This is a genomic window from Streptomyces sp. NA02950 (genome assembly GCF_013364155.1).
Lineage (GTDB): Bacteria > Actinomycetota > Actinomycetes > Streptomycetales > Streptomycetaceae > Streptomyces.
In genome coordinates this window covers 5,025,584-5,047,224 of sequence record NZ_CP054916.1, presented here as the reverse complement: position 1 = coordinate 5,047,224, position 21,641 = coordinate 5,025,584, and the positions used below count along the sequence as shown (strand labels likewise).

General features: G+C 70.1%; 19 protein-coding genes and 1 pseudogene. 15 read left to right on the top strand and 5 right to left on the bottom strand.

The genetic code is table 11. The features are described 5' to 3' along the window. The first annotated feature begins 103 nt into the window (after positions 1-103). The 6 genes and pseudogenes from HUT19_RS22125 to HUT19_RS44335 all read left to right on the top strand — a co-directional run. Positions 104-1,804, top strand: coding sequence for a bifunctional 3'-5' exonuclease/DNA polymerase (locus HUT19_RS22125; RefSeq protein WP_176182137.1), 1,701 nt, complete (start codon positions 104-106; stop codon positions 1,802-1,804). A gap of 148 nt (positions 1,805-1,952) precedes the next feature. Continuing rightward, on the top strand, positions 1,953-2,993 hold the full coding sequence (locus HUT19_RS22120) for a rod shape-determining protein (protein WP_176182136.1): 1,041 nt from the start codon (positions 1,953-1,955) through the stop codon (positions 2,991-2,993). A 187-nt stretch (positions 2,994-3,180) separates the two neighbouring features. Continuing rightward, positions 3,181-3,777, top strand: a complete 597-nt coding sequence (locus HUT19_RS22115; RefSeq protein ID WP_176182135.1) for a sigma-70 family RNA polymerase sigma factor — start codon at positions 3,181-3,183, stop codon at positions 3,775-3,777. After that, a complete protein-coding gene (locus tag HUT19_RS22110; RefSeq protein WP_176182134.1) occupies positions 3,774-4,589 on the top strand; it encodes a zf-HC2 domain-containing protein in 816 nt (271 codons plus the stop codon). The genes HUT19_RS22115 and HUT19_RS22110 overlap by 4 nt, the downstream gene beginning before the upstream one ends. 143 nt (positions 4,590-4,732) lie before the next feature. Continuing rightward, entirely contained in the window at positions 4,733-5,278 is a 546-nt protein-coding gene (locus HUT19_RS22105) for an RNA polymerase sigma factor (protein ID WP_176182133.1), read from the top strand. Continuing rightward, positions 5,275-5,418, top strand: a pseudogene (locus HUT19_RS44335) (zf-HC2 domain-containing protein); the annotation flags it as partial. The gene HUT19_RS22105 and the pseudogene HUT19_RS44335, both read left to right, overlap by 4 nt. A 37-nt stretch (positions 5,419-5,455) precedes the next feature. Here HUT19_RS44335 and HUT19_RS22100 read toward each other — a convergent pair. The 5 genes from HUT19_RS22100 to HUT19_RS22080 form a co-directional block, all read right to left on the bottom strand. Beyond that, on the bottom strand, positions 5,456-6,238 hold the full coding sequence (locus HUT19_RS22100) for a signal peptidase II (protein ID WP_176182132.1): 783 nt from the start codon (positions 6,236-6,238) through the stop codon (positions 5,456-5,458). Positions 6,239-6,461: 223 nt separating this feature from the next. After that, positions 6,462-7,736 carry a glycoside hydrolase family 5 protein gene (locus tag HUT19_RS22095; protein ID WP_254885708.1) on the bottom strand — a complete coding sequence of 425 codons (1,275 nt, stop codon included), beginning with the start codon at positions 7,734-7,736 and terminating at the stop codon, positions 6,462-6,464. Positions 7,737-7,744: 8 nt separating this feature from the next. After that, complete coding sequence (locus HUT19_RS22090) at positions 7,745-8,092, bottom strand: DNA-binding response regulator (protein WP_176182130.1); 348 nt, start codon at positions 8,090-8,092, stop codon at positions 7,745-7,747. Between the two features lie 366 nt (positions 8,093-8,458). Beyond that, positions 8,459-9,454 (bottom strand): glycoside hydrolase family 6 protein, encoded by a 996-nt coding sequence (locus HUT19_RS22085; protein WP_254885707.1) that lies wholly within the window; start codon positions 9,452-9,454, stop codon positions 8,459-8,461. 96 nt (positions 9,455-9,550) lie between these two features. Beyond that, complete coding sequence (locus HUT19_RS22080) at positions 9,551-10,711, bottom strand: S8 family serine peptidase (RefSeq protein WP_254885706.1); 1,161 nt, start codon at positions 10,709-10,711, stop codon at positions 9,551-9,553. A 294-nt stretch (positions 10,712-11,005) separates the two neighbouring features. Between HUT19_RS22080 and HUT19_RS22075 the strand changes: the two genes are divergently transcribed. From HUT19_RS22075 to HUT19_RS22035, 9 genes are all read left to right on the top strand, one after another. Beyond that, a complete protein-coding gene (locus HUT19_RS22075; RefSeq protein WP_176182127.1) occupies positions 11,006-11,506 on the top strand; it encodes a GtrA family protein in 501 nt (166 codons plus the stop codon). Beyond that, a complete protein-coding gene (locus HUT19_RS22070) occupies positions 11,503-12,798 on the top strand; it encodes a glycosyltransferase (RefSeq protein WP_176182126.1) in 1,296 nt (431 codons plus the stop codon). The genes HUT19_RS22075 and HUT19_RS22070 overlap by 4 nt, the downstream gene beginning before the upstream one ends. Beyond that, a complete protein-coding gene (locus HUT19_RS22065) occupies positions 12,788-14,476 on the top strand; it encodes a glycosyltransferase family 39 protein (RefSeq protein WP_254885705.1) in 1,689 nt (562 codons plus the stop codon). The genes HUT19_RS22070 and HUT19_RS22065 overlap by 11 nt, the downstream gene beginning before the upstream one ends. A 24-nt stretch (positions 14,477-14,500) precedes the next feature. Further along, a complete protein-coding gene (locus tag HUT19_RS22060; protein WP_254885704.1) occupies positions 14,501-15,934 on the top strand; it encodes a hypothetical protein in 1,434 nt (477 codons plus the stop codon). A gap of 157 nt (positions 15,935-16,091) precedes the next feature. Further along, on the top strand, positions 16,092-16,523 hold the full coding sequence (locus HUT19_RS22055; RefSeq protein WP_176182124.1) for a hypothetical protein: 432 nt from the start codon (positions 16,092-16,094) through the stop codon (positions 16,521-16,523). A 2-nt stretch (positions 16,524-16,525) separates the two neighbouring features. Further along, positions 16,526-18,433, top strand: coding sequence for a PAS domain S-box protein (locus tag HUT19_RS22050; RefSeq protein ID WP_176182123.1), 1,908 nt, complete (start codon positions 16,526-16,528; stop codon positions 18,431-18,433). After that, positions 18,430-19,122 (top strand): response regulator transcription factor, encoded by a 693-nt coding sequence (locus tag HUT19_RS22045; RefSeq protein ID WP_176182122.1) that lies wholly within the window; start codon positions 18,430-18,432, stop codon positions 19,120-19,122. The genes HUT19_RS22050 and HUT19_RS22045 overlap by 4 nt, the downstream gene beginning before the upstream one ends. 231 nt (positions 19,123-19,353) lie before the next feature. After that, entirely contained in the window at positions 19,354-20,046 is a 693-nt protein-coding gene (locus tag HUT19_RS22040; protein ID WP_176182121.1) for a response regulator transcription factor, read from the top strand. Further along, positions 20,034-21,635 carry a histidine kinase gene (locus HUT19_RS22035; protein ID WP_176182120.1) on the top strand — a complete coding sequence of 534 codons (1,602 nt, stop codon included), beginning with the start codon at positions 20,034-20,036 and terminating at the stop codon, positions 21,633-21,635. Before HUT19_RS22040 ends, HUT19_RS22035 begins: the two co-directional genes overlap by 13 nt. Positions 21,636-21,641: the final 6 nt, after the last annotated feature.

Sequence of the window (21,641 nt, the reverse complement as noted above, 5' to 3'; positions counted from 1 at the left end):
TGACGTAAGACGTCAGGGAGGCGTCCCGGGTTGGCCGCTCCCGCCGGGTCTCCGGACCGCCGGCCGGGGGCCGTTGTCAGTGCCCCCTGCCAGACTCACGGTCATGCGGTGGGCAGTGGCGGAGACGGACGACGGGGGTGTTCGTCTCTGCCCGCTGAACGCCGAAGGGGGAGCCGCCGGGCCGGCAGTGGAGGTCACGGCGGCTCAGGGCGGGATCGCCGAGGCGGTGCGGTCCCGCCCCGAGGCCGACCGCTGGGTGTGGCGGTCCACCGCCGAGATCCATCCGCGGCTGCTCGCCGCCGGGGTGCGGGTCGAGCGGTGCTGGGACACCGAAGCGGCCGAGGCACTGCTGCTCGGCCACGAGGGGCGTTCGGGCGCACCGCGCTCCCTGGCCGCCGCCTGGGCCCGGCTGCGCGGGCTGCCGGTGCCGCCCGATCCACCGCCGCGGACGGCGCAGAGCCAGCCGTCCCTGTTCGAGCCCGGCCCGCCGCCGCTGCCGCCGGGCACCGATCCGCTCGCCGCCCTGCTCGCGGTGTACGCGCACCAGTTGACCCGTGCCGAGGCGGCCGAGCACCCCGACCGGATGCGGCTGCTGATCACCGCCGAGTCCGCGGGCACGCTGGTCGCCGCCGAGATGAACCGCGCCGGGGTGCCCTGGCGCGCCGACCGCCACCGGGCGCTGCTGGACGAGCTGCTCGGCGAGCGCTATCCGGGCGGTCTGGAGCCCCGGCGGCTGGCCGAGCTGGCCGACGAGGTCTCGCGCGCCTTCGGCGGCGTGCGAGTGCGGCCCGATCTGCCCGCCGAGGTGGTCAAGGCGTTCGCCCGGGCGGGGATCGCACTCGGCTCGGCCCGCGCCTGGGAGCTGGAGCGGATCGACCACCCCGCCGTGGAGCCGCTGCTGCGCTACAAGAAGCTCTACCGGCTGCACACCGCCCACGGCTGGGCCTGGCTCCAGTCCTGGGTGCGCGACGGCCGCTTCCGCCCCGAGTATCTGCCCGGCGGCACCGTCTCCGGCCGCTGGACCACCCACGGCGGCGGCGCGTTGCAGATCCCCAAGGTGGTGCGGCGGGCGGTGGTGGCCGACCCGGGCTGGCGGCTGGTGGTCGCCGACGCCGACCAGATGGAGCCGCGGGTGCTCGCCGCCATCTCCCGCGACCCCGGGCTGATGGAGGTCGCGGGCAGCGGCCGCGACCTGTACGCCACCCTGTCCGACCGCGCCTTCGCGGGCCGCCGCGACCAGGCCAAACTGGCGCTGCTGGGCGCGATCTACGGACAGACCTCGGGCGACGGCCTCAAGCATCTGGCCGCCCTGCGGCGCCGCTTCCCGGCGGCCGTTGCGTATGTGGACGACGCGGCCCGCGCGGGTGTGGAGGGCAGGCTGGTGCGCACCTGGCTGGGCCGCACCTGCCCGCCCGCCGCGGGCGCCGAGGGCGAGGAGTTCGCCGACGAGGCGGGTCTGCCGCGCGACCAGGACGAGGAGCCGTCGTACGGCAGCACCGCCGGCGCCCGCGCCCGCGGCCGGTTCACCCGGAACTTCGTGGTGCAGGGCAGCGCCGCGGACTGGGCCCTGCTGGTGCTCGCGGCGCTGCGGCGGTCCCTGGCCTCGGCCGGGCTCCGCGCGGAGCTGGTCTTCTTCCAGCACGACGAGGTCATCGTGCACTGCCCGGAGGAGGAGGCCGAAGCGGTACGGGAGGCGATCGCCGCGGCGGCGGACGCGGCGGGCCGGATCGCCTTCGGTGAGACCCCGGTGCGCTTTCCGTTCACCGTGGCGGCGGTGGAGTGCTACGCGGACGCGAAGGGCTGAGCAACCACCCTCCGGGCGCGTACGGATGAGGGGACGGCCCTCGCCCAGGCGGCGCAGCCCCGCAGGCGCCCGCCCTGATCGTCCGCACACGATGATCACAGGGCCGCCGGGGCGGCGGCCCGCCACGCCGCCCACAGGGAGACCTGCCATGACCATCAGCCTCGAGCGACTGCGCCGCTGCACCATCGCCGTGGACCTCGGCGCGGCCAGGACCCGGGTCTATCTCAAGCGCTCCGGGGTCATCGTGGACGAGCCGACCGTCGCCGCCGTGAACACCCGCACCGGCGGTCTGATCGCGGTCGGGAGCCTCGCCGAGCGCATGACGGGCCGTACGCCCGCCCACATCCGGGTGGTCCGCCCCGTCTCCGGCGGCACCGTCGTCGACATCGCCATGGCCCAGCGCATGCTCCGGCTGCTGCTCGGCAACAAACTGCGCCGCGCCTGGCGCCGCCGTCCGCTGATGAGCGCCGCCGTCTGCGTCCCGCACGACGCCGATCCGCTGGCCCAGCGCGCCGCCGTGGAGACCCTCACCGGCGTCGGCGCCCGCCGGGTCGAGCTGGTCGACACCCTGATCGCCGCCGCGGTCGGCTGCGGGCTCCCGGTGGAACGGCCCGAGGCGACGATGATCGTGGTGTGCGGCGCGGCCACCACCCAGGTCGCGGTGTTGTCGCTGGGCTCGATCGTGGCCGCCGAGCGGGTGCCGGTCGGCGGCGACACCGTCGACCACGCCCTCATCCAGCATCTGCGCAACGAACACGCGCTGATGCTGCCCAGCCAGGCGGTCCGCCCGCTGCATATGGTGCTCAACGACGAAGGCCCGCTCACGAAGGGCGCCGAGCGCGTCACCGAGGTGCACGGCCGGGACGTGGCCACCGGGCTGGCCCGTTCGGTGCGGGTGGACGTCGACGGCGTACGCACCGCCATGCGCACCCCGCTCACCGGGCTGCTGGACTCGATCGGCACGGTGCTCCGCCGCTGCCCGCCCGACCTGGTGGCCGACCTCGCCGACCGCGGGATCATGCTGGCGGGCGGCAGCGCGCTGCTCCCCGGGCTGGACTCGATGCTGCGCGAGGCCACCGGGATGCCGCTGAACATCGCCGACCGCCCCGATATCTGCGCGGTGGAGGGGCTGGGCGCGATGCTGGACGGCAAGGTGCAGCCCCTGGTGCTCGAGGCCATGGTCTCCTGAGCCGTCCCGGGGGCCTCCCCGCACACCTCACCTCGCATCCTCCCGCGTCCTTCCGCGCCCTGCCCTCCGAACCTGATCGGATTTTCTTCGCGACGCGTTGAGCGGCCGCCCCCTCCCGTGCGTAGTGATGGGGGAAGAGGCCGAACGGCCGCCCAACCCCCCCGGGGCTCAGACCGGGAGTCGCCAGATGTTGTCCAACTCAGGTCAGGTCCTGGAGGTTCGTGTGCAGGACGATGCCGCCGTGGCCGATGAGCGTCCGTCGAGATCCCATCGCGGGACACCGGACGAGCAGCTCATGCGCGCGCTCTACCAGGAGCACGCCGGGCCGTTGCTCGCGTTCGTACTGCGCCTGGTGGCGGGCGATCGGCACCGTGCGGAGGATGTCGTCCAGGAGACCCTGGTACGCGCCTGGCGGAACGCGGACCAGCTGTCCCGGGCCACCGGTTCGATCCGGCCCTGGCTGGTCACGGTCGCGCGGCGGATCGTCATCGACGGCCACCGCAGCCGGCAGGCCCGGCCCCAGGAGGTCGACCCCTCCCCGTTGGAACTCATGCCGGCGGAGGACGAGATCGACAGGGCGCTGCGGCTGATGACACTGTCCGACGCGATGCACGACCTCAGCGATGCCCATCGCGAGGTGCTGGTCGAGACGTATTTCAAGGGCCGGACGGTCAACGAGGCGGCGGAGACGCTAGGCATACCCAGCGGGACGGTTCGATCCCGGGTCTTCTACGCGCTGCGCTCCATGAAGCTCGCGCTTGAGGAGAGAGGAGTGACGGCATGACAGCGCAGGCGCACCACGCGGGACATGACGCCGTTGGGGCGTATGTGCTCGGCGTGCTCGACGAGGTAGAGGCCACCGCCTTCGAAGCCCATCTGGCCGGCTGCGGTCAGTGCGGACAGCAGCTCGACGAGCTGACCGGACTGGAACCCCTGCTGGCAGACCTGGCCGCGGACATCCCGGGGATCCACAGCTCCCCCGGCCGCACCGCGCTGACGGGCCACACCCCGCATGTGTTCACCGCCACTCCCACCGCCATCGACACCCTCACCGCACGCCCCGGCCCGGCCCTGCTGAACCGTATGGTCGCGCGGGTCGCCGCGGCCCGCAGCAAGCGGCGGCGGCGCGGCCTCTACCTGGTCGCGGCGGCGGTCGCGATGATCGTCGGGGGACCGCTCGGCACCATCGCCGTCACCTCGGACTCCGGTAAGGACACCACGGTCACGGCCAGCCCGAGCCCGAAGGCCGCGTTCGTCAAGATGCCGGTCAAGGTGCACGGCACCGACCCGGTCACCAAGGTGAACGCGTCGGTCGCCCTGGAGGACAAGATGTGGGGTACCGACGCCGTTCTCCAGCTGAAGAACGTCAAGGGCCCCTTGGACTGCAGCCTGATCGCGGTCTCCAAGGACGGCGATGAGCAGGTCATGACGACCTGGTCGGTGTCGGAGTGGGGCTACGGGATGAAGAACAGCCCCCACAAGGAGGCCAGAGATCCGCTCTGGGCCCACGGCGGCGCGGGCATGAAGCTCGCCGACATCGACCACTTCGAGGTCCGCACCACCGGCGGAAAGCGCCTGGTCTCCGTGAACGCGTAGCGCATCGTGAACCCGTAGGAGATCGACGCGTCAGACCACTCGGATTGCCGAACGTGCCGTGCGGCGCTGTGAGCGGGATGTTACACAGAGTGTGATATGTCGTCTTTCGCGTCCCCGGGGGGTCCGGATCCGAGGAGGCACCTGTGGCTGACCCGGACACCCATCAGCAACGCATGTTCGCCCAGTACGTCCTGCCCGAGATCGAGGTGCTGCTGCGCGTGGCGATGTCTCTGACCGCCCAGCGTGCGGACGCCGAGGATCTCGTGCAGGACACGTTACTACGGGCGTACCGAGCAGTCGGGCGTTTTGACGGGAGACATCCACGGGCCTGGCTGCTGACGATCATGCGACATGCGGAGGTGAGCCGGCGCCGCCAGCGCCGGCCCCGACTGCTCGACGACCCCGACACCGAGCTGGAACGGCTGACCCCGGCCCTCGACGCGACACCCGAGGAGCTGGTGGTCGACACGGCGTTCGACGAGGCCGTGGACGCCGCGTTCACGGCGCTGCCGCTCCGTGACCAGCAGGTGGTGCGGCTGGTGCATGTGGACGGGCTGTCCTACGCGGAGGCCGCACAGGTGCTGGACGTGCCGAAGGGCACGGTGATGAGCAGGCTGCACCGGGCGCGCAAGCGGATCCGCAACCGGCTGTTGGCCACGGGACTGGAATCACAGCGAGGTGGGGCATGAGCAGATGGACGTGGTGGCGGGATACCGAGCGGCGCCGGACCAGACAGTGCCCGGTGGACGCGTCGATGCTCCAGTCGTATCTGGACGGCGAACTCGACGCGGAGGACGCGGGCCGGGTGCGCTCGCATGTGGCGGAGTGTCATCGCTGCGCCCGTGAGCTCTCCGTGTACCAGCGGATCAGCCGCGCGCTGGCCGCCCGGGTGGAGGCGGGCACGGACGCAGCGACGCTCGGGCGGCTCCGGGAGTACGCGGACTCCGTCGCGGAGCGGGAGCGCCAGGAGCCGGGGACGGCGCCGGGCGCGGAGGCCGACGCGGGGCAGAGCGCAGTGCACAAGGCCGGAGGCTGACGACCCCGGCGCCGGGGTCCGGCGGTGGCCCGGGCCCGAGACCCGGCCCGCGGCCCTGATCCGCGGCCGGGCCCGGGATCCGGTCCGGGTCCGGTCCGGCGGCGGAGCGGACGGCGGTCCGTTCCCGCACGGTGCCGCGCAGCAGCGCCACCGCGGTCAGCAGGGTTCCGGCGACCAGCGCGACATCGGCGAGGTTGAACACCGGGCCGCGGCCGGCCACCGTGATCCAGTCGATGACGGCCCCGCGCAGCGGGCCCGGCGGTCGCAGGGCCCGGTCCGCGCCGTTCCCGATGGCGCCACCGGCGATCAGCCCCAGCCCCAGCGCGGCCCCGCGGCTGCGGGCCCGCAGCCCCGCCCCGGCGGCGGCCAGGGTGGCCGCGGCGCCCGCGAGGGTGATCAGGGTGATCAGGACCGGCCGCCCGTGCCCCAGCCCGAAGGCCACCCCCGTGTTGTGGACCAGGAGTGCGCGGAACGGCCCCAGGGCGGTCCGCGGTCCCGGCATACCGCCCCAGGCGGCCAGCGCCAGCGCCTTGGTCACCTGGTCGGCCACGATCACCGTGAGCACGGTGACCGGGAAGAGGATCCGACCGGTGGACGGACGGGGCAGTGTCATGGGAAGGAAACCCGGTCGGCGGACGCCTCGCTTCCCTTTTCGCGCCTTCCTCCTGTCTTCCCCTGCTTTCCCCTGCTTCTCCTGCTTCTCCTGCTTTCCCCTGCGACGACAGGTGACCGCGAGGGCACACGGCGCGACGGCCCCGGACACGATGGAGGGCCCGCAGGCGGTGCCTGCGGGCCCTCGCTGTCCTATCGCCGTGATGGCGTGGTACCAGCCGGGGTCACTCCGACTTGTTCCCCTTCTTCGCCTCCAGCAGAGGCGTCTGGTACTTGGACAGCATCTTCATCTTGTTCTTGTCGACGGTCTTCCAGTCGTTGTTCAGAACACCACCGGTGTCACCCGAGTTCGGGTTCCACGACCAGTACGTGTAGCTGATCTCGTGCTTCTTCAGGTAGTCCATCAGAGCGTTCTGCCAGATGGCTTCCTTGCTCTTACCGGCGGTCTTCTTACCACCGAACTCACCCAGAAGCACCGGACCGATGTTCTGCTTCTTGATGTAGGACCAGTGCTTCTCCCAGATGCCAGGCATGTTCTTGGGGAAGTTCTTCGCCATGAACCAGCCCTGCATGTAGACGCCCGGACCGTAGTCGTGCGCCGAGTAGACGACCTTGTTGCTCTCCTTGAGCTTCACCGGGTGCTTCTTCACACCCTGGAGGTCGCCACCCCACCAGAACTGCTCGTTCTTGTGGCGGTCGGTGCCCTCGACGAAGATCAGCCAGTCCTTGTTGACCTTGTGGATCGCGTCACCGGCCTTCTGGGCCGCCAGGCGCCAGTCGGTCTTCGGGTTGCCGTCGCCCCACGTGGCCTGGCCACGCGGCTCATTGTGGAGGTCGGCGCCGATCACCCGGTCGTTGTCCTTGTACCGCTTGGCCAGCTTGACCCAGTCGGAGAGCCACTTCTTCTCGGTCAGGCTCTGCGAGTACCACAGCTCACTCTGACCCTGCTGGTCCGGACGGTGCTGGTCCAGGATCACCCGGATACCACGGTCGGTGGCACCCTTGACGATCTTGTCCATGATCTGCTGCGGCTTGAGGCCCTTCAGCTCCGGGTTCAGCTTGTAGTTCACACCGGTCGGCTTGGCCTTGGCGTCGAACATGTCGTTCGCGTACGGCAGACGCAGGGTGTTGAAGCCCTTGTCGGCCATCTGGTCCAGCATGGACTCGTAGTTACGGGCCCACAGACCGTGCGGCGCGTAGCTGCCGGTCTCGAAGCCGAACCAGTTCACACCGGTCAGGACGACCTTCTTGCCCTCGGAGTCCACGATGTCACCCTTGTGGGTGGACAGCGGACCCTCGGAACCGGCACCGGCGACCTTCTTCGACGCGGCGCTGGTGCCGGTCGAGTCGTCGGAGTTCATGGCAAAGGCGGTGACAGTGCCACCCACGGCAGCGACAGCGACGACGGCCGTCGCGATACCCACACGCAGACGGTTGGGGCGCGGAATGCGCGACGTCTTGGTGGTCTCGCCGTTGGTCGGGGCGTTGTTCTGATCCATGGGGGAATTCATTCGCTGATGCTCCTGAGGAATTCGGGTACTGCGGTCTTGAGGACGCTGGTTGTTCTTGTCGGAGATTCCAGACATTCCATTTGCGGGTCGGAGACGGCGGTCAGCCGGACAATCCGAGCGCTCGGAAGGAGTGCGCCGATCTGGCGGTCCAGCCGTTGCGCTTGCCAACTCGGCTCGTCCACGTCGATCAGCACCACATCCGGTTGCATGTATCGGGCCAGAGAAATTGCTTCACGGGCCGACCCAGCTATTCCGGATAGCTCCAGTCCGGGCTCCTCGACTACGAGGTCTGCGAGAGCACTCAGCATTTGAGCGTGGTGCTCCACGACGAGAACTCTTTGCATCGATGGAGCTCCTTCGGTTTTGTCCTTTCGCTCAACGACATTAGGGAATGAACAAGGCCCGAAGCACCGTACGCACGATTGAAATTTGGCTACTTCAATTGCAGGAATTCAGGGCACGCCAAACGGCCGAATTCCGCCTACCTCAGTTGAGGTAGAGGAATTCGGCCGTTTCGTATGGGTTATGTCCGATTTGCGGGGCTGGTTCGGGGCGCACGAGGGCCGGGGAGGGGCCCGAGGGGCGGTGCGGAGGTGCCCGGGAGAGGTCCGGGAGAGCCCCGGGAGGAGGGCACAAAAAAGCCCGGCCGGGACTCCGGCCGGGCTTGTTGCCGCAGGTCAGCGACGGGTCAACCGGTCACGCAGGGCGCGTCAACCGGTCAGGCGGTACGCATAGCCGGGGACGAAGATGCCCGCACCGGCGACACAGCCGTCCGCCTGCCCCGGATGCTTCACCCACAGGAAGGCGTCGACCCCGGGCTGCCCCGTGGCGGTGGTGGGCGCGGTGCCCAGCTTGCGGCCCGGCGGATCGCAGAAGCGGTGGTGCCGGGTGGGCCCGGCCCCGTTGCGGCTGGTGTCCACCACCATGCCCAGCCCGGGGCGGCCCAGGTCCTGGACGACGGACCGGCCGTAGCGCACCTCGTCACGGGTTTCGTTGAAGTTGGAGACGTTGAGGGCGATGCCGTCCCCGTACCGGTCGGCCCCGGCGTGCCGCAGCCGCTCGGCCATGGTGCGGGCGGGCTGCCAGCCCGAGTTACCGGCGTCGTAGTAGACCCGGGCCCGCGGGGCCCGCCGCTGGAGCACCTGACCCGCGTAGGACAGCGCCTCGAACCGCTCCGCGCGCTGCCGCCGCTTGAGACAGCCCATGTGGGCGAGCGCGTCCGGTTCCAGGATCACCAGCGCGGGGGCGTCGCCGATCCCCCGGGTGAAGGCGTCCATCCAGCGCTGGTACGCCGCCACGTCCCCGATTCCGCCGGAGCTCAGCTGCTCGCAGTCGCGCAGGGGGATGGTGTAGGGGACGAGGACCGGCAGCCGCCCCTGGGCCGCGGCCCGCCGGACCAGGCCGTGGGCCCGCTCCTCGACCAGGGACTCATTGGTCTCGGTGAACCATGCGGCCTGCGGCTGGGCGGCTATCTGTCTGCGGATCGCCGCCGCCCGCCGGTCGCGCGGATGGTCGCGCACCCACTCGGCGGCCGGGTTGTGCGGGTCGGTGTAGAAGCGGGCCGTCGCCGGGAAGAACCCTTTGGCCACCGGGAGTGACCGCGGCGGCGGCCGATCGGGGGCGGAGCCGGGCGAGAGCAGGGACTGCATGATGGCCGCGGCCATCGCCGCCTCCACCACCAGCACCATGACCGCGAGCTGCACCATGCCCCGGACCGTCCACCTGGGCGTGCGCCGACGCGTCACCGGACGGTCCCCGCCGGCCCGGCCGCGTATCGTCGCGGGCATCGCACGGCCCGCCGGTCAGCCGTTGTGGGAGTTGTTGGGCGGGGGCCTGCGGCGGCTGATCAGCACCACCGCCAAAATCGCCAGCACCACCAGCACCGCTGCCACCACCCCTATCGTGATCAGGGCTGATTCGTCTCCCGCCGGTTCCTCGGCGGAGGCGGGCTTGGTGCGCGGATGGTGCCCGGCGGCCGAGAGATCGGTGGAGGCGGGCGGCGCGGCCCGGTCCGCGAGCGCCTTGGCCGGGGCGATCCGCCCGAAGCCGTGAGCCGGGGCATGGCCCGCCGATCCCTTGCGGTCAGCGGTGTCGATCAGCTTCTGGACCACCTGGCGGGAGTTCCAGCGGGGGTGCTCCGAGCGCAGCAGGGCGGCCCCGGCGGCGACCCAGGGGGCGGCGTAGCCGGTACCGTCACCGGTCCAGTAGTTGTTGTTACGTGCCGTGGTCAGGATGGCGACCCCGGGCGCGGCCAGGGTGAGCTTCCCGCCGCGGTGGGAGGAGGTCCACACCGCGCCCTTCTTGTCGGTGGCCACCACGGCGACCACCCCGGGCAGCGCGGCCGGGTAGGTGGGGCGGTTGCCCTCCTTGCCGTTGTCGCCCGCGCCCGCCACCACCACGGCGTCCTGAGCGATGGCGTACTTCACCGCGGACCGCAGCGCGGGGGTCGGGCGCTTGAAGGAGACGCCCACGTCGATGACGCGCACCCCATGGCTCGCGGCGTGCCGGATGGCCTTCGCGGTGGCGTCGGCCAGGGGTTTTCCATCGCGGTAGACACCCAGCGGCATCACCTGTGCCTCGGGGGCCAGGCCGTACACCCCGTCGCCGCGGTAGTTGCGGCCGGTGCCGACGATGATTCCGGCCGTATGGGTGCTCTGTTCCGCCGCGCGGCCGTCATCGCGATTGCCGAAGCCGCTGGCACCGTTCGCGAAATCCTTTCCGCGCACGATGCGCCCGCGCAGATCCGGATGGGTCGCGTCGACTCCGGTGCCGATGACCGCGACGGTCACTCCGGCACCCTTGCTGAATTTCCAGGCACGCTCGGCTTTGAGCGCGGTCAGCGCCCATTCGGAATCGTGGAGCGAGCCGCTGTCGGATTCACTTGCCGCGGCCGGCGTGGCCGTAGCGAGCGTCATCAGCACGATGAACGCTCCGGCCCGGCCGGCGCATCGATGGCGTGACATCACGTGACCTGACATTACGTCACCTACTCTCCTCGCACGGGACGCAAGGCCGTCGGGCCCATTTCATCTTGGGCATCCCCCGGGGGTACTGACACCCGCGGGAGAGGGAAGAGCGGGTCCCTTCTTTGGGGGACCGCCCCGAGCGACGCGGTCCCCGCACTCCCCAATACGGGGGAGAAGAGGGGTCCGCCGAAGGTGTACCACCCGCTCCCCCGACCGCGGGTACTACCTCCTTTTCGGGTGACGCACTCTTGGACTCACTGGCCGAAAGAGCCTCCTGTCGAGGGAGTCGCGATGCAGCGTTTCCGAACGTTCAGCGAGCGCACCAGCGAGCCGGACGAACGGGCGGAGGTCACCGTCCGGAGGCGGACTGGAATGTTCTCGCGGACCCTCTCGGTGCGGATTCCGCCGACGGGCCTGTCCGGTCTCGCCGTGCGCTTCGCACTCGTCGGCGGGGGCGGCGTACTGGTGAACACCGCGGTCCTCTATGTGCTCTATCACTGGGTCGGGCTTCCGCTGCTGGCGGCGTCGTCGATCGCGGTGGAACTCGCCGTGGTCCACAACTATCTGCTGAACGACCGGTGGACCTTCGCGGCTCGCGCCCGGTCCGCCGGACGGTTCGTCAAATTCAATGTATCCGTACTGGGCGGACTCGCGGTCAACGTGTTCATCGTCTGGTCGCTGGTCCGTGCGGGAATGCATCTGCTGCTGGCGAATTGCTTCGGCATCGGAGCCGCGTTCGCGGTCAATTTCGCCACCAGTACGGGCTGGGTCTGGGGGAGGCGAAGCCGATGATTGTCGCGATCATCTATTTCGTGCTGGTGTCGGTGTCCATCCTGCTCACCGTGCAGTCGACCCATGTCCTCTATCTCATGCTCTACACCTGGGACCGGTCGGACGCCGAACGGAAGGCCAGGGCACCGAAGTCGTTTCTGTCGCCCCATCTCTCGTTCAGTGTCCTGCTGCCCGCCCGGCATGAAGAGGACGTCATCCAGAGCACCATCGAGCGCGTGGTGCGGGCCGACTACCCGCCCGAGCTGCTGGAGGTCTTCGTGATCTGTTCACAGGACGACACCGGCACGGTGAAGAAGGCGGAGGAGAAGATCGACGAGCTGAACCGCGAAGGGCTGCACAACGTGCGCGTCGTGGTGTTCGGCGACAAGCCGATCAACAAACCGCATGGGCTCAACGCGGCTCTTCCGCACACCACCAAGGACGTGGTGACGATCTTCGACGCGGAAGACGACATCCACCCGAAAATCTTCAGCCTGGTCAACACGGTGATGGTCCAAGAGCAGGTCAGGGTGGTCCAGGCCGGGGTCCAGCTGATGAACTACCAGTCCAATTGGTACTCGACGCTGAACGTCCTGGAGTACTTCTTCTGGTTCAAGAGCCGGCTGCACTACCACGCCCACTACGGCTCCATCCCGCTCGGTGGCAACACCGTCTTCTTCGCCCGTGAGCTGCTGATGCGGCTCGGCGGCTGGGACGACCGCAACCTCACCGAGGACGCCGACATGGGGCTGCGGATCTCCGCCATGGGCGAGAAGGTGCGCGTGGTCTACGACGACCGGTACGTGACCAAGGAGGAGACCCCGCCGACGCTCGGCCACTTCATCCGGCAGCGCACCCGCTGGAGCCAGGGCTTCATGCAGACCCTGAAGAAGGGCACCTGGAAGGAGATGCCCACGCGCAAACAGCGCTGGCTCGCCTTCTACGTGCTGGCCTTCCCCCGCGGACAGGCGCTGCTGGGTCTGTATCTGCCGCTGTCGCTGGGGATGATCCTGATCCTCAAGGTGCCGGTCCTGATCGCGCTGTTCTCCTATCTGCCCGTGCTGCTGCTGGCCGCGCACTTCCTGGTCCAGGTGGTCGGTCTCTACGAATTCACCGGCGCGCACGGCCTCGAAGCCTCGCCGAAGACCGTCGTCCGGATGGCCATCGCCTGGTTCCCCTTCCAGCTGGTGCTGGCCTACGCCGCGCTGCGCGCCATGCGGCGGCAGCTGATCGGCCGCCATGACTGGGAGAAGACGCAGCACGTGGGCGCCCACCGGGCGACGACCGAGGAGGCGGAGTCGCGTGTCGGATAACACCAGGTCCCCGCAGCCGGTCGAGGTCGGCGACGCTCCCCGGCGCCCCGCGCGGCGCCGGCGCCCCCGCTTCTCCGTGGAGCGCGGCTGGTTTCCCCCGCTGGGCGGCAAGGGCCGGGCCGCCCTGGTCTTCGCCCTGCTCACCGGAGCCCTCACACACGGCTACCACCTGTTCCGCTATCCGCTGTACCTCACCGACGAGGGCATCTACATGCAGCGGGCGTGGTCGCTGGTGCGGGAGACCAGCCTGTCCCCGTACACCTATGACTACGACCACGCCCCGATGGGCTGGATCACGCTGGCCGGGTGGGTCTTCCCGCTGCCGAGCCAGTTCGAGACCTTTGGGAACGCGATCAACACCGGTCGCTTCCTGATGCTGCTGGTGCATCTCGCGAGCGCCTATCTGCTTTTCGAGATCACCCGGCGGCTGTCCGGCAGTGTGCTGGCCGCGACCGTGACCACGTTCTTCTTCAACGTCTCGCCGATCGCGGTCTACTTTCAGCGCCAGGTCCTGCTGGACAACCTCATGATGTTCTGGCTGCTGCTGAGCCTGTTCGCGCTGCTGCGGCGAGAGATCACCATCAGATCGGTGTTCGGCGGCGGGCTGGCCCTGGGGATCGCGCTGATCACCAAGGAGAACGCGATCTTCTTTGTGCCCAGCTTCATGTATCTGCTCTACCGGCGGATCAAGGGATCGCCCAGCAGCCGGTTCACCAGCAGCCTGTGGCCGTTCGCCGCGGCGGCCCCGATCGGCGCCTATGTGACCTACGCGCTGCTCAAGAACGAGCTGTTCCCGAGCAGTATCGACTTCGATCTGAACAATCCGCCCGCGGACCACGTCTCACTGCTCTACACCCTGTGGTGGCAGGTCAACCGCAACCAGGGCAACCTGCTCAGCCACAACGGGCTGCTGCACACCAGCTGGCTCGTCCGGGACAGCTTCCTGCTGATCGTCGGGATGGCCGCGATGGTGATCAGTCTGTGGTGGGGGCTGCGGGACCGCAAGCGCAACCTGGGATTTCTGATCGCCGGGACACTGGCCTTCGGGTACACGTTCTACCTGTTGCGCGGCAGTGTGGTGCTGGACTTCTACGTCACCCCGCTGATCCCGATGTTCGCGATGAATATCGGAATGGTCACCGACCGGATGCTGAGAGCCGCGTACTCCAGCCGGTTCATGCGGCGGGCGCATTCCACGGTGCGGGTCGCTCTGCCTGCACTGGTGGCCCTCGTACTGCTGGCCTCACCAGCGTCCGGATACCTCGTGCACACCAATACCGAGGGCCATGTGCAGATCGCGGACCAGTATCAGTCCCGGCTGAACCTCACCGGAATGCAGCACGCTCAGATCGCATGGGTGCGCAAGCACATTCCGCCCGACGCGCGAATCATCATGGACGACGACCTATGGGGCGAATTGCATGACGTACGTCCGTTCTATCCGTATGCGCATTCCCACTGGAATGCTTCCTCGGACCCCGATCTACGGGACAAGTTGTTCAAGAAGAGGTGGCAGAACATCGACTACATCATCATGTCCAACAAGATGCGCAAGTCCATCGCGGCAAACAACGCGGATGGCCGGGAGAACTGGATACTGCAAGCGCTGCGGAATTCCGACCAGGTCTGGTCGGACACCCAGGGCAATATCAAGCTGGAAATCTACCGTGTGCAATAGCCATGGGAAGAGGAGGTGAAGGCCATGCCTGAGTACGACGACGACTGGGATGTTCCGGAGGACGAGGACAGGGATGCTCCCGAGAACGAGGGAGATTCTCCGCGGAACAGGAACAAGAAGAAGATCACCTGGAAGACGGTCCTGCTCGCTCTCGTGGTCTTCGCGATCGTCGGATCGCTCGTCCAGGTCGTCGCGCGCGGCGGCTTCGGAGGCGCCCTGAACACCACCGGCAACGGAGGTGGCGGCTCCCCGAAGAAGGAGCGGTCCGAGCAGGAGGTGCGGCCGCCGAAGCAGCCCAAGACCATCCGGCTGGGCAACCAGCGCATCCCGCAGTCCTCCGGCCCGATCATCGTGATCAACCCGGGTCTGGTGACACCGGGCAGCAAGGCCGCGGTCGAGGGCGGTGGCTTCGACAAGAAGGCCACGGTGGACATCCTGCTGAAGGCCCGGAAGTCGGACACCAAGGGCCGTCCCATCGGCAGCGTCAAAACGGACCGCTACGGCTCGATCTACGCCCGGTTCACCCTGCCGGAGTCGGTCGGCACCCGGCCCACCACCCTCGTCGCCCAGCAGCGCGGCAGCACCAAGACCGCCCAGGCCCAAGTGATCACCGGTGGTGCGGTCGGCACCGCCAGGATCAACAAGATGGTCGGGCGGCCGGGTGATGTGGTCTCGGTCAGCGCCCACGGCTTCCGCCCCGGTGAGGCGATCGACGTGTTCTGGGGACGGACCACCGGCACCCCCGTGACCACGCTGCACACCGACAGCGGCGGCAGTGTGGGCCGCGCGGACATCAAGGTGGGCGTGGCCCCGACCGGCTCCAGCACCCTGGTCCTGGTGGGCAAGCGCAGCAAGACCACGGCCACCGCGCCGTTCCAGATGCTGGCGATGTACCCCTCGATCAAGTCCTCGCCGTACGCGCTCAAGGCCGGTCAGCGGCTGACGCTGTCCGCCAAGAAGTTCGCGCCCGGTGAGCGGGTGCTGGTGTACATCAACTCCACCGGCGGCCTCCCCGCCTTCACCGCCCAGGCGAACGAGATGGGGCAGATCCGCGACGTGGCGTTCAACGTGCCGTACGGCCTCAAGGGACGGCAGACGCTGATGGCGATCGGCGACCAGAGCCGGGCCGTGGTCCGCTCGGGCTTCACGGTGCTGCCGTACACCCCGTCCGCCGAGCCCAGCGCCTTCGGCGGCAGGGCGGGCACCACGCTCAGCTTCTACGTCTCCGGCTTCGCCCCGGGCGAGACGGTGAACGCCTACGCCGGATCCGCCGCCAACAACCAGCGGAAGATCGGGACCTTCCAGGTCGACAGCCGCGGCAAGGCGTCGGCGGTGGGCTCGTACAAGATCACGCCGGGCGATGAGAACGGTGTGTCCTTCCAGCTCATCGGCCAGAGGAGCGGCGGCGTGGCGAAGGCCAGCATCAATATGTCGTCCGGCCAGGGACAGGGTCACTAGGGACGGGAACCACACCCGAACGAGAACGTGGGCCGGGCCGGACCCGGGCCGGAGGGGGCGGGGCCCACGTTCGGGAAAGCGGTCGCACGAGGGCCGCGGGACGGCTCGTCGACGGGCCGAGAGTGCCGTAGATGTACCATGCGTCCTGGAGTGTCCTATGAGTGTTATTTTCGGCCCGAACTCGCGGAGAGTCCTGCAATTCCTGACCCATATCGAGGACCTCTCACCGGAGGAAATCGACCGGGTGGCCGACCTGTGGAAGCAGACCTCCAGCCAGACCCGTGCCGAGGGATGGGCGGAGGTCCACCGCACCACGACCGATGTGGAGCGGTACCGGATCCTCGTGGCCGCCTCGGTGGCCCGCCGGGCCGCCCTGGACAAGGCGCAGCACCACCACCGGCACGACTGGGCCTTCTGGGCCGCGGTGTGGGACGCGGCGGCGGCCGTCGCCGTGTGCGACCGCATCGGAAGCCACTACAACGTGCTGGTCGCGCCGCTGGCCGCGGTCATGCCGTCACTGGCGCACTGCCGCCGCGATGAACTCGAGCCCCGCGAGCTCCAGGGTGCCGTCCTCAAGGGAGGTGGGTAGCGATGGGCGACAACCGGATCGACGTTGTGGTGGCCGATGACGACCCGGCCGTCCGGGAGGCACTCGCGGACCTCATCGACTCCCACCCGGACCTGGAACTCGTCGGGCTGGCCATCAACCACGAGCAGGCCGTGCGCGCGGCGGTCGAGCACCGCCCCAAGGTCGTGATCATGGACGTACATATGCCCAAGGGCGACGCCCCGGGCAGTGTCCGCGCCATCCGCGACCAGGTCCCCGACGCCCGGGTGGTCGCGCTGTCCGCCCACGGCGACCGCGAGACCGTCCTCAACATGCTCGCCGTCGGAGCCAGCGGCTACCTGGTCAAGGGCACCCCGGCCGAGGAGATCCTCGAAGCGATCACCCGGGCCGCGCGCGACCAGTTCAGCATGTCCGCCGAACTGCTCGCCGACTGCGCCGAACCGATGCGCCGCGCCGACCGCGCCTCCTGGCGCTTCGAGGACCTGGTGAGCAGCCGCCTCGAGGAGTCCTACCTCGAACTCCTCGGCCACGCCCCGTGCGGTGTCCTGGTCCTCGGCTCCCGCGGCCGGATCGAGTACGCCAACGCCCACGTCCGGCACATGTTCGGCTACAGCTCGGCCGAACTGCGCGACAAGCGGCTGCGGGACCTGGTCCCCGAACGCTTCCGGGCCGCCTCCGAGCAGCTGATCGGCAGGGTCTTCACCGCACCGTCCGCGATGTCCGGCCGCCGCCGGGACGGCACCGAGTTCGCCGCCCAGTTCAGCGGGGGGCACCTCCAGGGCAAGCGGCCCCGGTGCGTCGTCTTCGTCTCCGACCTCAGCCAGCTGCGGGCCGCCGAGAGCCGGTTCCGCCAGCTCATCGAGTCCTCCCCGGACGCGATGGTGATCGTGGACTCCGCCGGGCGGATCCAGGCCGCCAACAACCGCACCGAATCCCTCTTCGGCTACGACCGCGACCATCTGATCGGCCGCGCCGTCGAGGCGCTCCTCCCCGACCAGCCGCTCACCATCTCGCTGCGCGAATGGGACGACACCCTCGAGCAGCCCGTCGGCCACAGCATGGAGCTGGTGGGCCGCCGCAGCGACGCCAAACAGTTCCCGGCCGACATCAGCATCAGCCCGCTGCGCACCGAGGAGGGGCTGCTGACCGTCCTCACCGTCCGGGACATCACCGAGGTGCAGCGCGCCCAATTCGTCCTGGAACGCAGCCTGGAGCTGCTGGAGGTCACCGACCGTGACCGCCAGGCGCTGCTCAGCCATCTGGTCCACGCCCAGGAGGCCGAGCGCGGGCGGATCGCCGCCGACATCCACGACGACACCATCCAGGTGATCACCGCGGCCAGCCTCCGGCTCCAGCAGCTGCGCCGTCGGCTGCGGGACCCCGAGGAGCAGCGGGTGATGGAGAAGCTGGACGAGACCCTCAAGCTCTCGCTCAGCCGGCTGCGGCAGCTGATCTTCGATCTCCGCCCCTCCAGCCTGGAGCACGGCTGTCTGGCCGGGGCGCTGCGCGGACTGCTGGAGCAGATACGCACCGAGACCGGGGTCACCTACCGGCTGGAGGACCGGCTCACCGTCAAGCCCCCGCCGGAGACGATGGCGCTGATCTACCGGACCGCGCAGGAAGCCCTGATGAACGTGCGCAAGCACGCCCGGGCGAAGACGGTCCACGTCCAGCTGCTCGGGCTCGACGAGGGCTGTCTGGTGCGGATCGTCGACGACGGCCAGGGCTACAACCCGCTGGAGGTGGAGTCCCGCCCGGGCCATCTCGGCCTCTCGCTGATCCAGGAGCGGGCCCAGATCGCGGGCGGCTGGTGCCGTATCGAGAGCGCGCCGGGCTCGGGCACCACCGTGGAGTTCTGGGTGCCACTCGGCGAGGTCCGGCCGCCCGCCCTCGACCCCCTGGGTCCCCCGGAAGGGGACATACAGCCGTGACCGCACCGGCGGAGCTGACCAAGGTGCTGATCGTCGAGGACCACCGGGTGGTCGCCGAGGGTCTGTGGGCCCTGCTGGCCGAGTACTCGGACCTGACGGTCGTCGGCTGGGCCGACTCGGTCGCCGAGACCGTTCCCATGGCCAAGGAGCTGGGGCCCGATGTGGCGCTGGTCGACTTCCGGCTGCCGGACGGCACCGGCGCCGACGCTGCCGCCAGCATCCGGGCCCACGATCCGTCGACCGCCATCGTGATCCTCAGCGCCGACGCCAGCGATTCGGCGCTGCTGGCCGCGGTGGAGGCGGGCGCCTGCGGCTATCTGCTCAAATCGGCGAGCGGCGACGAGATCGCCGCGGCCATCCGCTCGGCCGCCGAGGGCGAGACCCTCATCCCGGCCAGCACCCTGGTGGAGGTGCTGTCCCGGCACCGGGAGACCGCCCGGTCCTCCGCGGAGCAGACCGAGCGGCTGGAGTCCCTGACCAAGCGCGAGCAGGAGATCCTCACGCTGATGAGCCAGGGCCTGGACAACCGGGCCGTCGCGGAGCACCTGAGCATCAGCTACGCCACCGTGCGCACCCATGTGCGCAAGATCCTGGAGAAGCTGGAGGCGCGCTCCCAGCTGGAGGCGGTCGCCAAGGCCACCGAGTTCGGTTTCAAGCCCGCGCAGCCCGAACGGCCCGAGTCCGGCTGACCGGCCCTGCGGGCCACCTCCCCCCACGGGGCGGTGCCACACGGGGGCCGAATGGGGGACAAAGTCCCCCGTCAGATGGAATTCCGGGCACATCGAGCCGGGTTCCCTTCCCATGCGAATCCTTATGCGGATCCGACAGCCGCCGAGCCGGGGCTCCGTCCCCCGTCCGCCCCGACGATCACGTTCGCCGCGGCGATCGCGACCGTCCCGTCCCCCGGGCAGGTGAGCCAAGTGGCGCTTCGCGTTCTCATCGCCGACGACCATGCGGTGGTCCGCCAGGGCCTGCGCATGATCCTCGGGCTCGACAACGACATCAAGGTGGTCGGCGAGACGACCAACGGCCGGGAGGCCGTACGGCTGGCCCGGGAGCTGTGCCCCGACGTCGTGCTGATGGACCTGCTGATGCCGGTGATGGACGGGGTCTCGGCCACCGCGGAGATCCGCCAGGACCTGCCCGAGGTCGAGGTGGTGGCGCTGACCAGCTCGCTCGACGACGCCATGGTGATGGGCGCGGTGCGGGCCGGGGCCATCGGCTTCCTGCTGAAGAACGCCGAGGCCGATGACCTCAGAAGCGCGGTGAAGGCCGCCGCCGCGGGCCAGATCCATGTCTCCCCCGCCGCGATCTCCCGGCTGATGGGCCAGGTCAGGGACCCCAGCGGCCCGGAACAGCTCACCGAGCGGGAGACCGAGGTGCTGACCATGCTCGCCCGCGGCAAGGCCAACAAGGAGATCGCCCGCGATCTGCGGATCGGCCAGCAGACGGTGAAGACCTACGTCAGCCACATCCTGACCAAGCTGGGCGTGCACAGCCGGACCCAGGCCGCGGTCTACGCGGTGCAGTCGGGCCTGGTCCCGGCCGGTGAGATCAACCCGCCCGAGGCGCTGGAAGCGACGTCCACGAGGGAGCAGTGGTGGTCGGCGTGATCGGCACGTACCGGATCCGGATCGCCCGGCGGCGCCGCGCGGCGGCGGCACTCGCCGAGATCACCGAACGCCTCCTGGCGGGGGAGACCGGCGACGCGGTGCTGCGGCTGATCGCCCGCGGACTGCGCGGGGCGCTCGGCGCCGACATGGCCCGGGTGATGGTGCTGGAACCCGGCGACGTGCTCGCGGTACGGGTCACCGACGGCGCCCCGGCGGTCACCCCGAGCGGGCCGCTCACCCCCGGCGGCTCCGCCCCCGCCCGCCAGGCCATCCGCGCCGGACGGTCCACCCTGTCCGGCGGCGAACGGCGCCCGCCCCGCTACCGCCGGGTCCCCCACGACACGGCCCTGACCTCGGTGCTGGACGCGCCGCTGGTGGTGCGCGGCCAGCCGGTGGGGGTGATCGAGGTGGCCAGCCGGCCCGGCGGACGCCGGCTCACCCGCGGCGATGTGCGGACCGTCGAGCGGTTCGCCCCGGCCGCCGGGCACGCGGTCGCCCGGATCCGTCACCGGGACCATCTGCGCCGTCTGGCCTCGACCGCCGCCGGACACGGTTCGGTACGGCGCACCCTGGACTCCCTGGCCGCGGGCGCGGTGGCCCGTACCGGCGCCGCGAGCTGCACCGTCTATCTGCTGGAGCCGGGCCCGGGGGTGACGCTGCGGATGGCGGGCGGCGGCCACGGCCACACCCCGCCCTCGCGCCGACCCGCGCTGGAGGCGATCGCCGGAGCCGCGCCCGTGATCCACGGCGGCAGCGGCGGCACCGCCGGTGACGGCCCCGCCCGGGGCGCGGTGGCCGCCTGGCCGCTGCTGTGCGAGAGCACCGCGATCGGGGCGATGTGCTGCCACTTCCCCGCGGGCCGCGACCCCACCGACGCCGATCTCACCGTGCTGGAGGTGATCGCCGGGCACGCGGTGTGCGCGGTGGAGCGGGACCGGCTGCGCACGGCCACCCAGGAGAAGGTGGTGCGCGAGGAACGGCAGCGGATCTCACGCGAACTGCACGACTCGGTCTCCCAGGCGCTGTACGGCATCGCGCTCGGCGCCCGTACCGCCCGTGAGCTGCTGGAGCGCGATCTCGCGGGACCGGCCGGACCGGCCGAACTCGCCGAGCCGATCGATTACATCCGGCGGCTCGCTGACGTCGCCATCGCCGAGACCCGGTCGCTGCTGTGCGAGCTGCGGCCCGAGTCACTGGAGGCCGAGGGGCTGGTCGCCGCGCTCACCCGGCATGTGGAAGCGCTGCGCGACCGGTACGGCATCGCGGCCGAGGCCCGGCTCGGGGACGAACCGGAGACCACACCGGAGGCCAAGCACGCGCTGTTCCGGATCGCCCAGGAGTCCCTGCACAACGTCGCCAAGCACTCCCGCGCCCGGAACGTCACCCTCCATCTGCTCAGTGGTCCGGGGACCGTGACGTTGACGGTCGCCGACGACGGTGTCGGCTTCGACTGCCAGGGCTCCTTCCCCGGCCATCTGGGGCTGCTCTCCATGCGGGAGCGGGCCCGCGAGGTCGGCGGCACCCTGAACGTGGACAGCCGTCCGGGCCAGGGGAGCCGGATCCGGGCCACCGTCCCGACCGGTTCGTGAGCCCGC

Excerpts from the sequence above, each read along its gene's own strand:
- HUT19_RS22125 (WP_176182137.1), top strand. The coding sequence starts at position 104 with ATGCGGTGGGCAGTGGCGGAGACGGACGACGGGGGTGTTCGTCTCTGC.
- HUT19_RS22120 (WP_176182136.1), top strand. The coding sequence starts at position 1,953 with ATGACCATCAGCCTCGAGCGACTGCGCCGCTGCACCATCGCCGTGGAC.
- HUT19_RS22115 (WP_176182135.1), top strand. The coding sequence starts at position 3,181 with ATGTTGTCCAACTCAGGTCAGGTCCTGGAGGTTCGTGTGCAGGACGAT.
- HUT19_RS22110 (WP_176182134.1), top strand. The coding sequence starts at position 3,774 with ATGACAGCGCAGGCGCACCACGCGGGACATGACGCCGTTGGGGCGTAT.
- HUT19_RS22100 (WP_176182132.1), bottom strand. The coding sequence starts at position 6,238 with ATGACACTGCCCCGTCCGTCCACCGGTCGGATCCTCTTCCCGGTCACC.
- HUT19_RS22095 (WP_254885708.1), bottom strand. The coding sequence starts at position 7,736 with ATGGATCAGAACAACGCCCCGACCAACGGCGAGACCACCAAGACGTCG.
- HUT19_RS22090 (WP_176182130.1), bottom strand. The coding sequence starts at position 8,092 with ATGCAAAGAGTTCTCGTCGTGGAGCACCACGCTCAAATGCTGAGTGCT.
- HUT19_RS22085 (WP_254885707.1), bottom strand. The coding sequence starts at position 9,454 with ATGGTGCAGCTCGCGGTCATGGTGCTGGTGGTGGAGGCGGCGATGGCC.
- HUT19_RS22080 (WP_254885706.1), bottom strand. The coding sequence starts at position 10,711 with ATGTCACGCCATCGATGCGCCGGCCGGGCCGGAGCGTTCATCGTGCTG.
- HUT19_RS22075 (WP_176182127.1), top strand. The coding sequence starts at position 11,006 with ATGCAGCGTTTCCGAACGTTCAGCGAGCGCACCAGCGAGCCGGACGAA.
- HUT19_RS22070 (WP_176182126.1), top strand. The coding sequence starts at position 11,503 with ATGATTGTCGCGATCATCTATTTCGTGCTGGTGTCGGTGTCCATCCTG.
- HUT19_RS22060 (WP_254885704.1), top strand. The coding sequence starts at position 14,501 with ATGCCTGAGTACGACGACGACTGGGATGTTCCGGAGGACGAGGACAGG.
- HUT19_RS22055 (WP_176182124.1), top strand. The coding sequence starts at position 16,092 with ATGAGTGTTATTTTCGGCCCGAACTCGCGGAGAGTCCTGCAATTCCTG.
- HUT19_RS22050 (WP_176182123.1), top strand. The coding sequence starts at position 16,526 with ATGGGCGACAACCGGATCGACGTTGTGGTGGCCGATGACGACCCGGCC.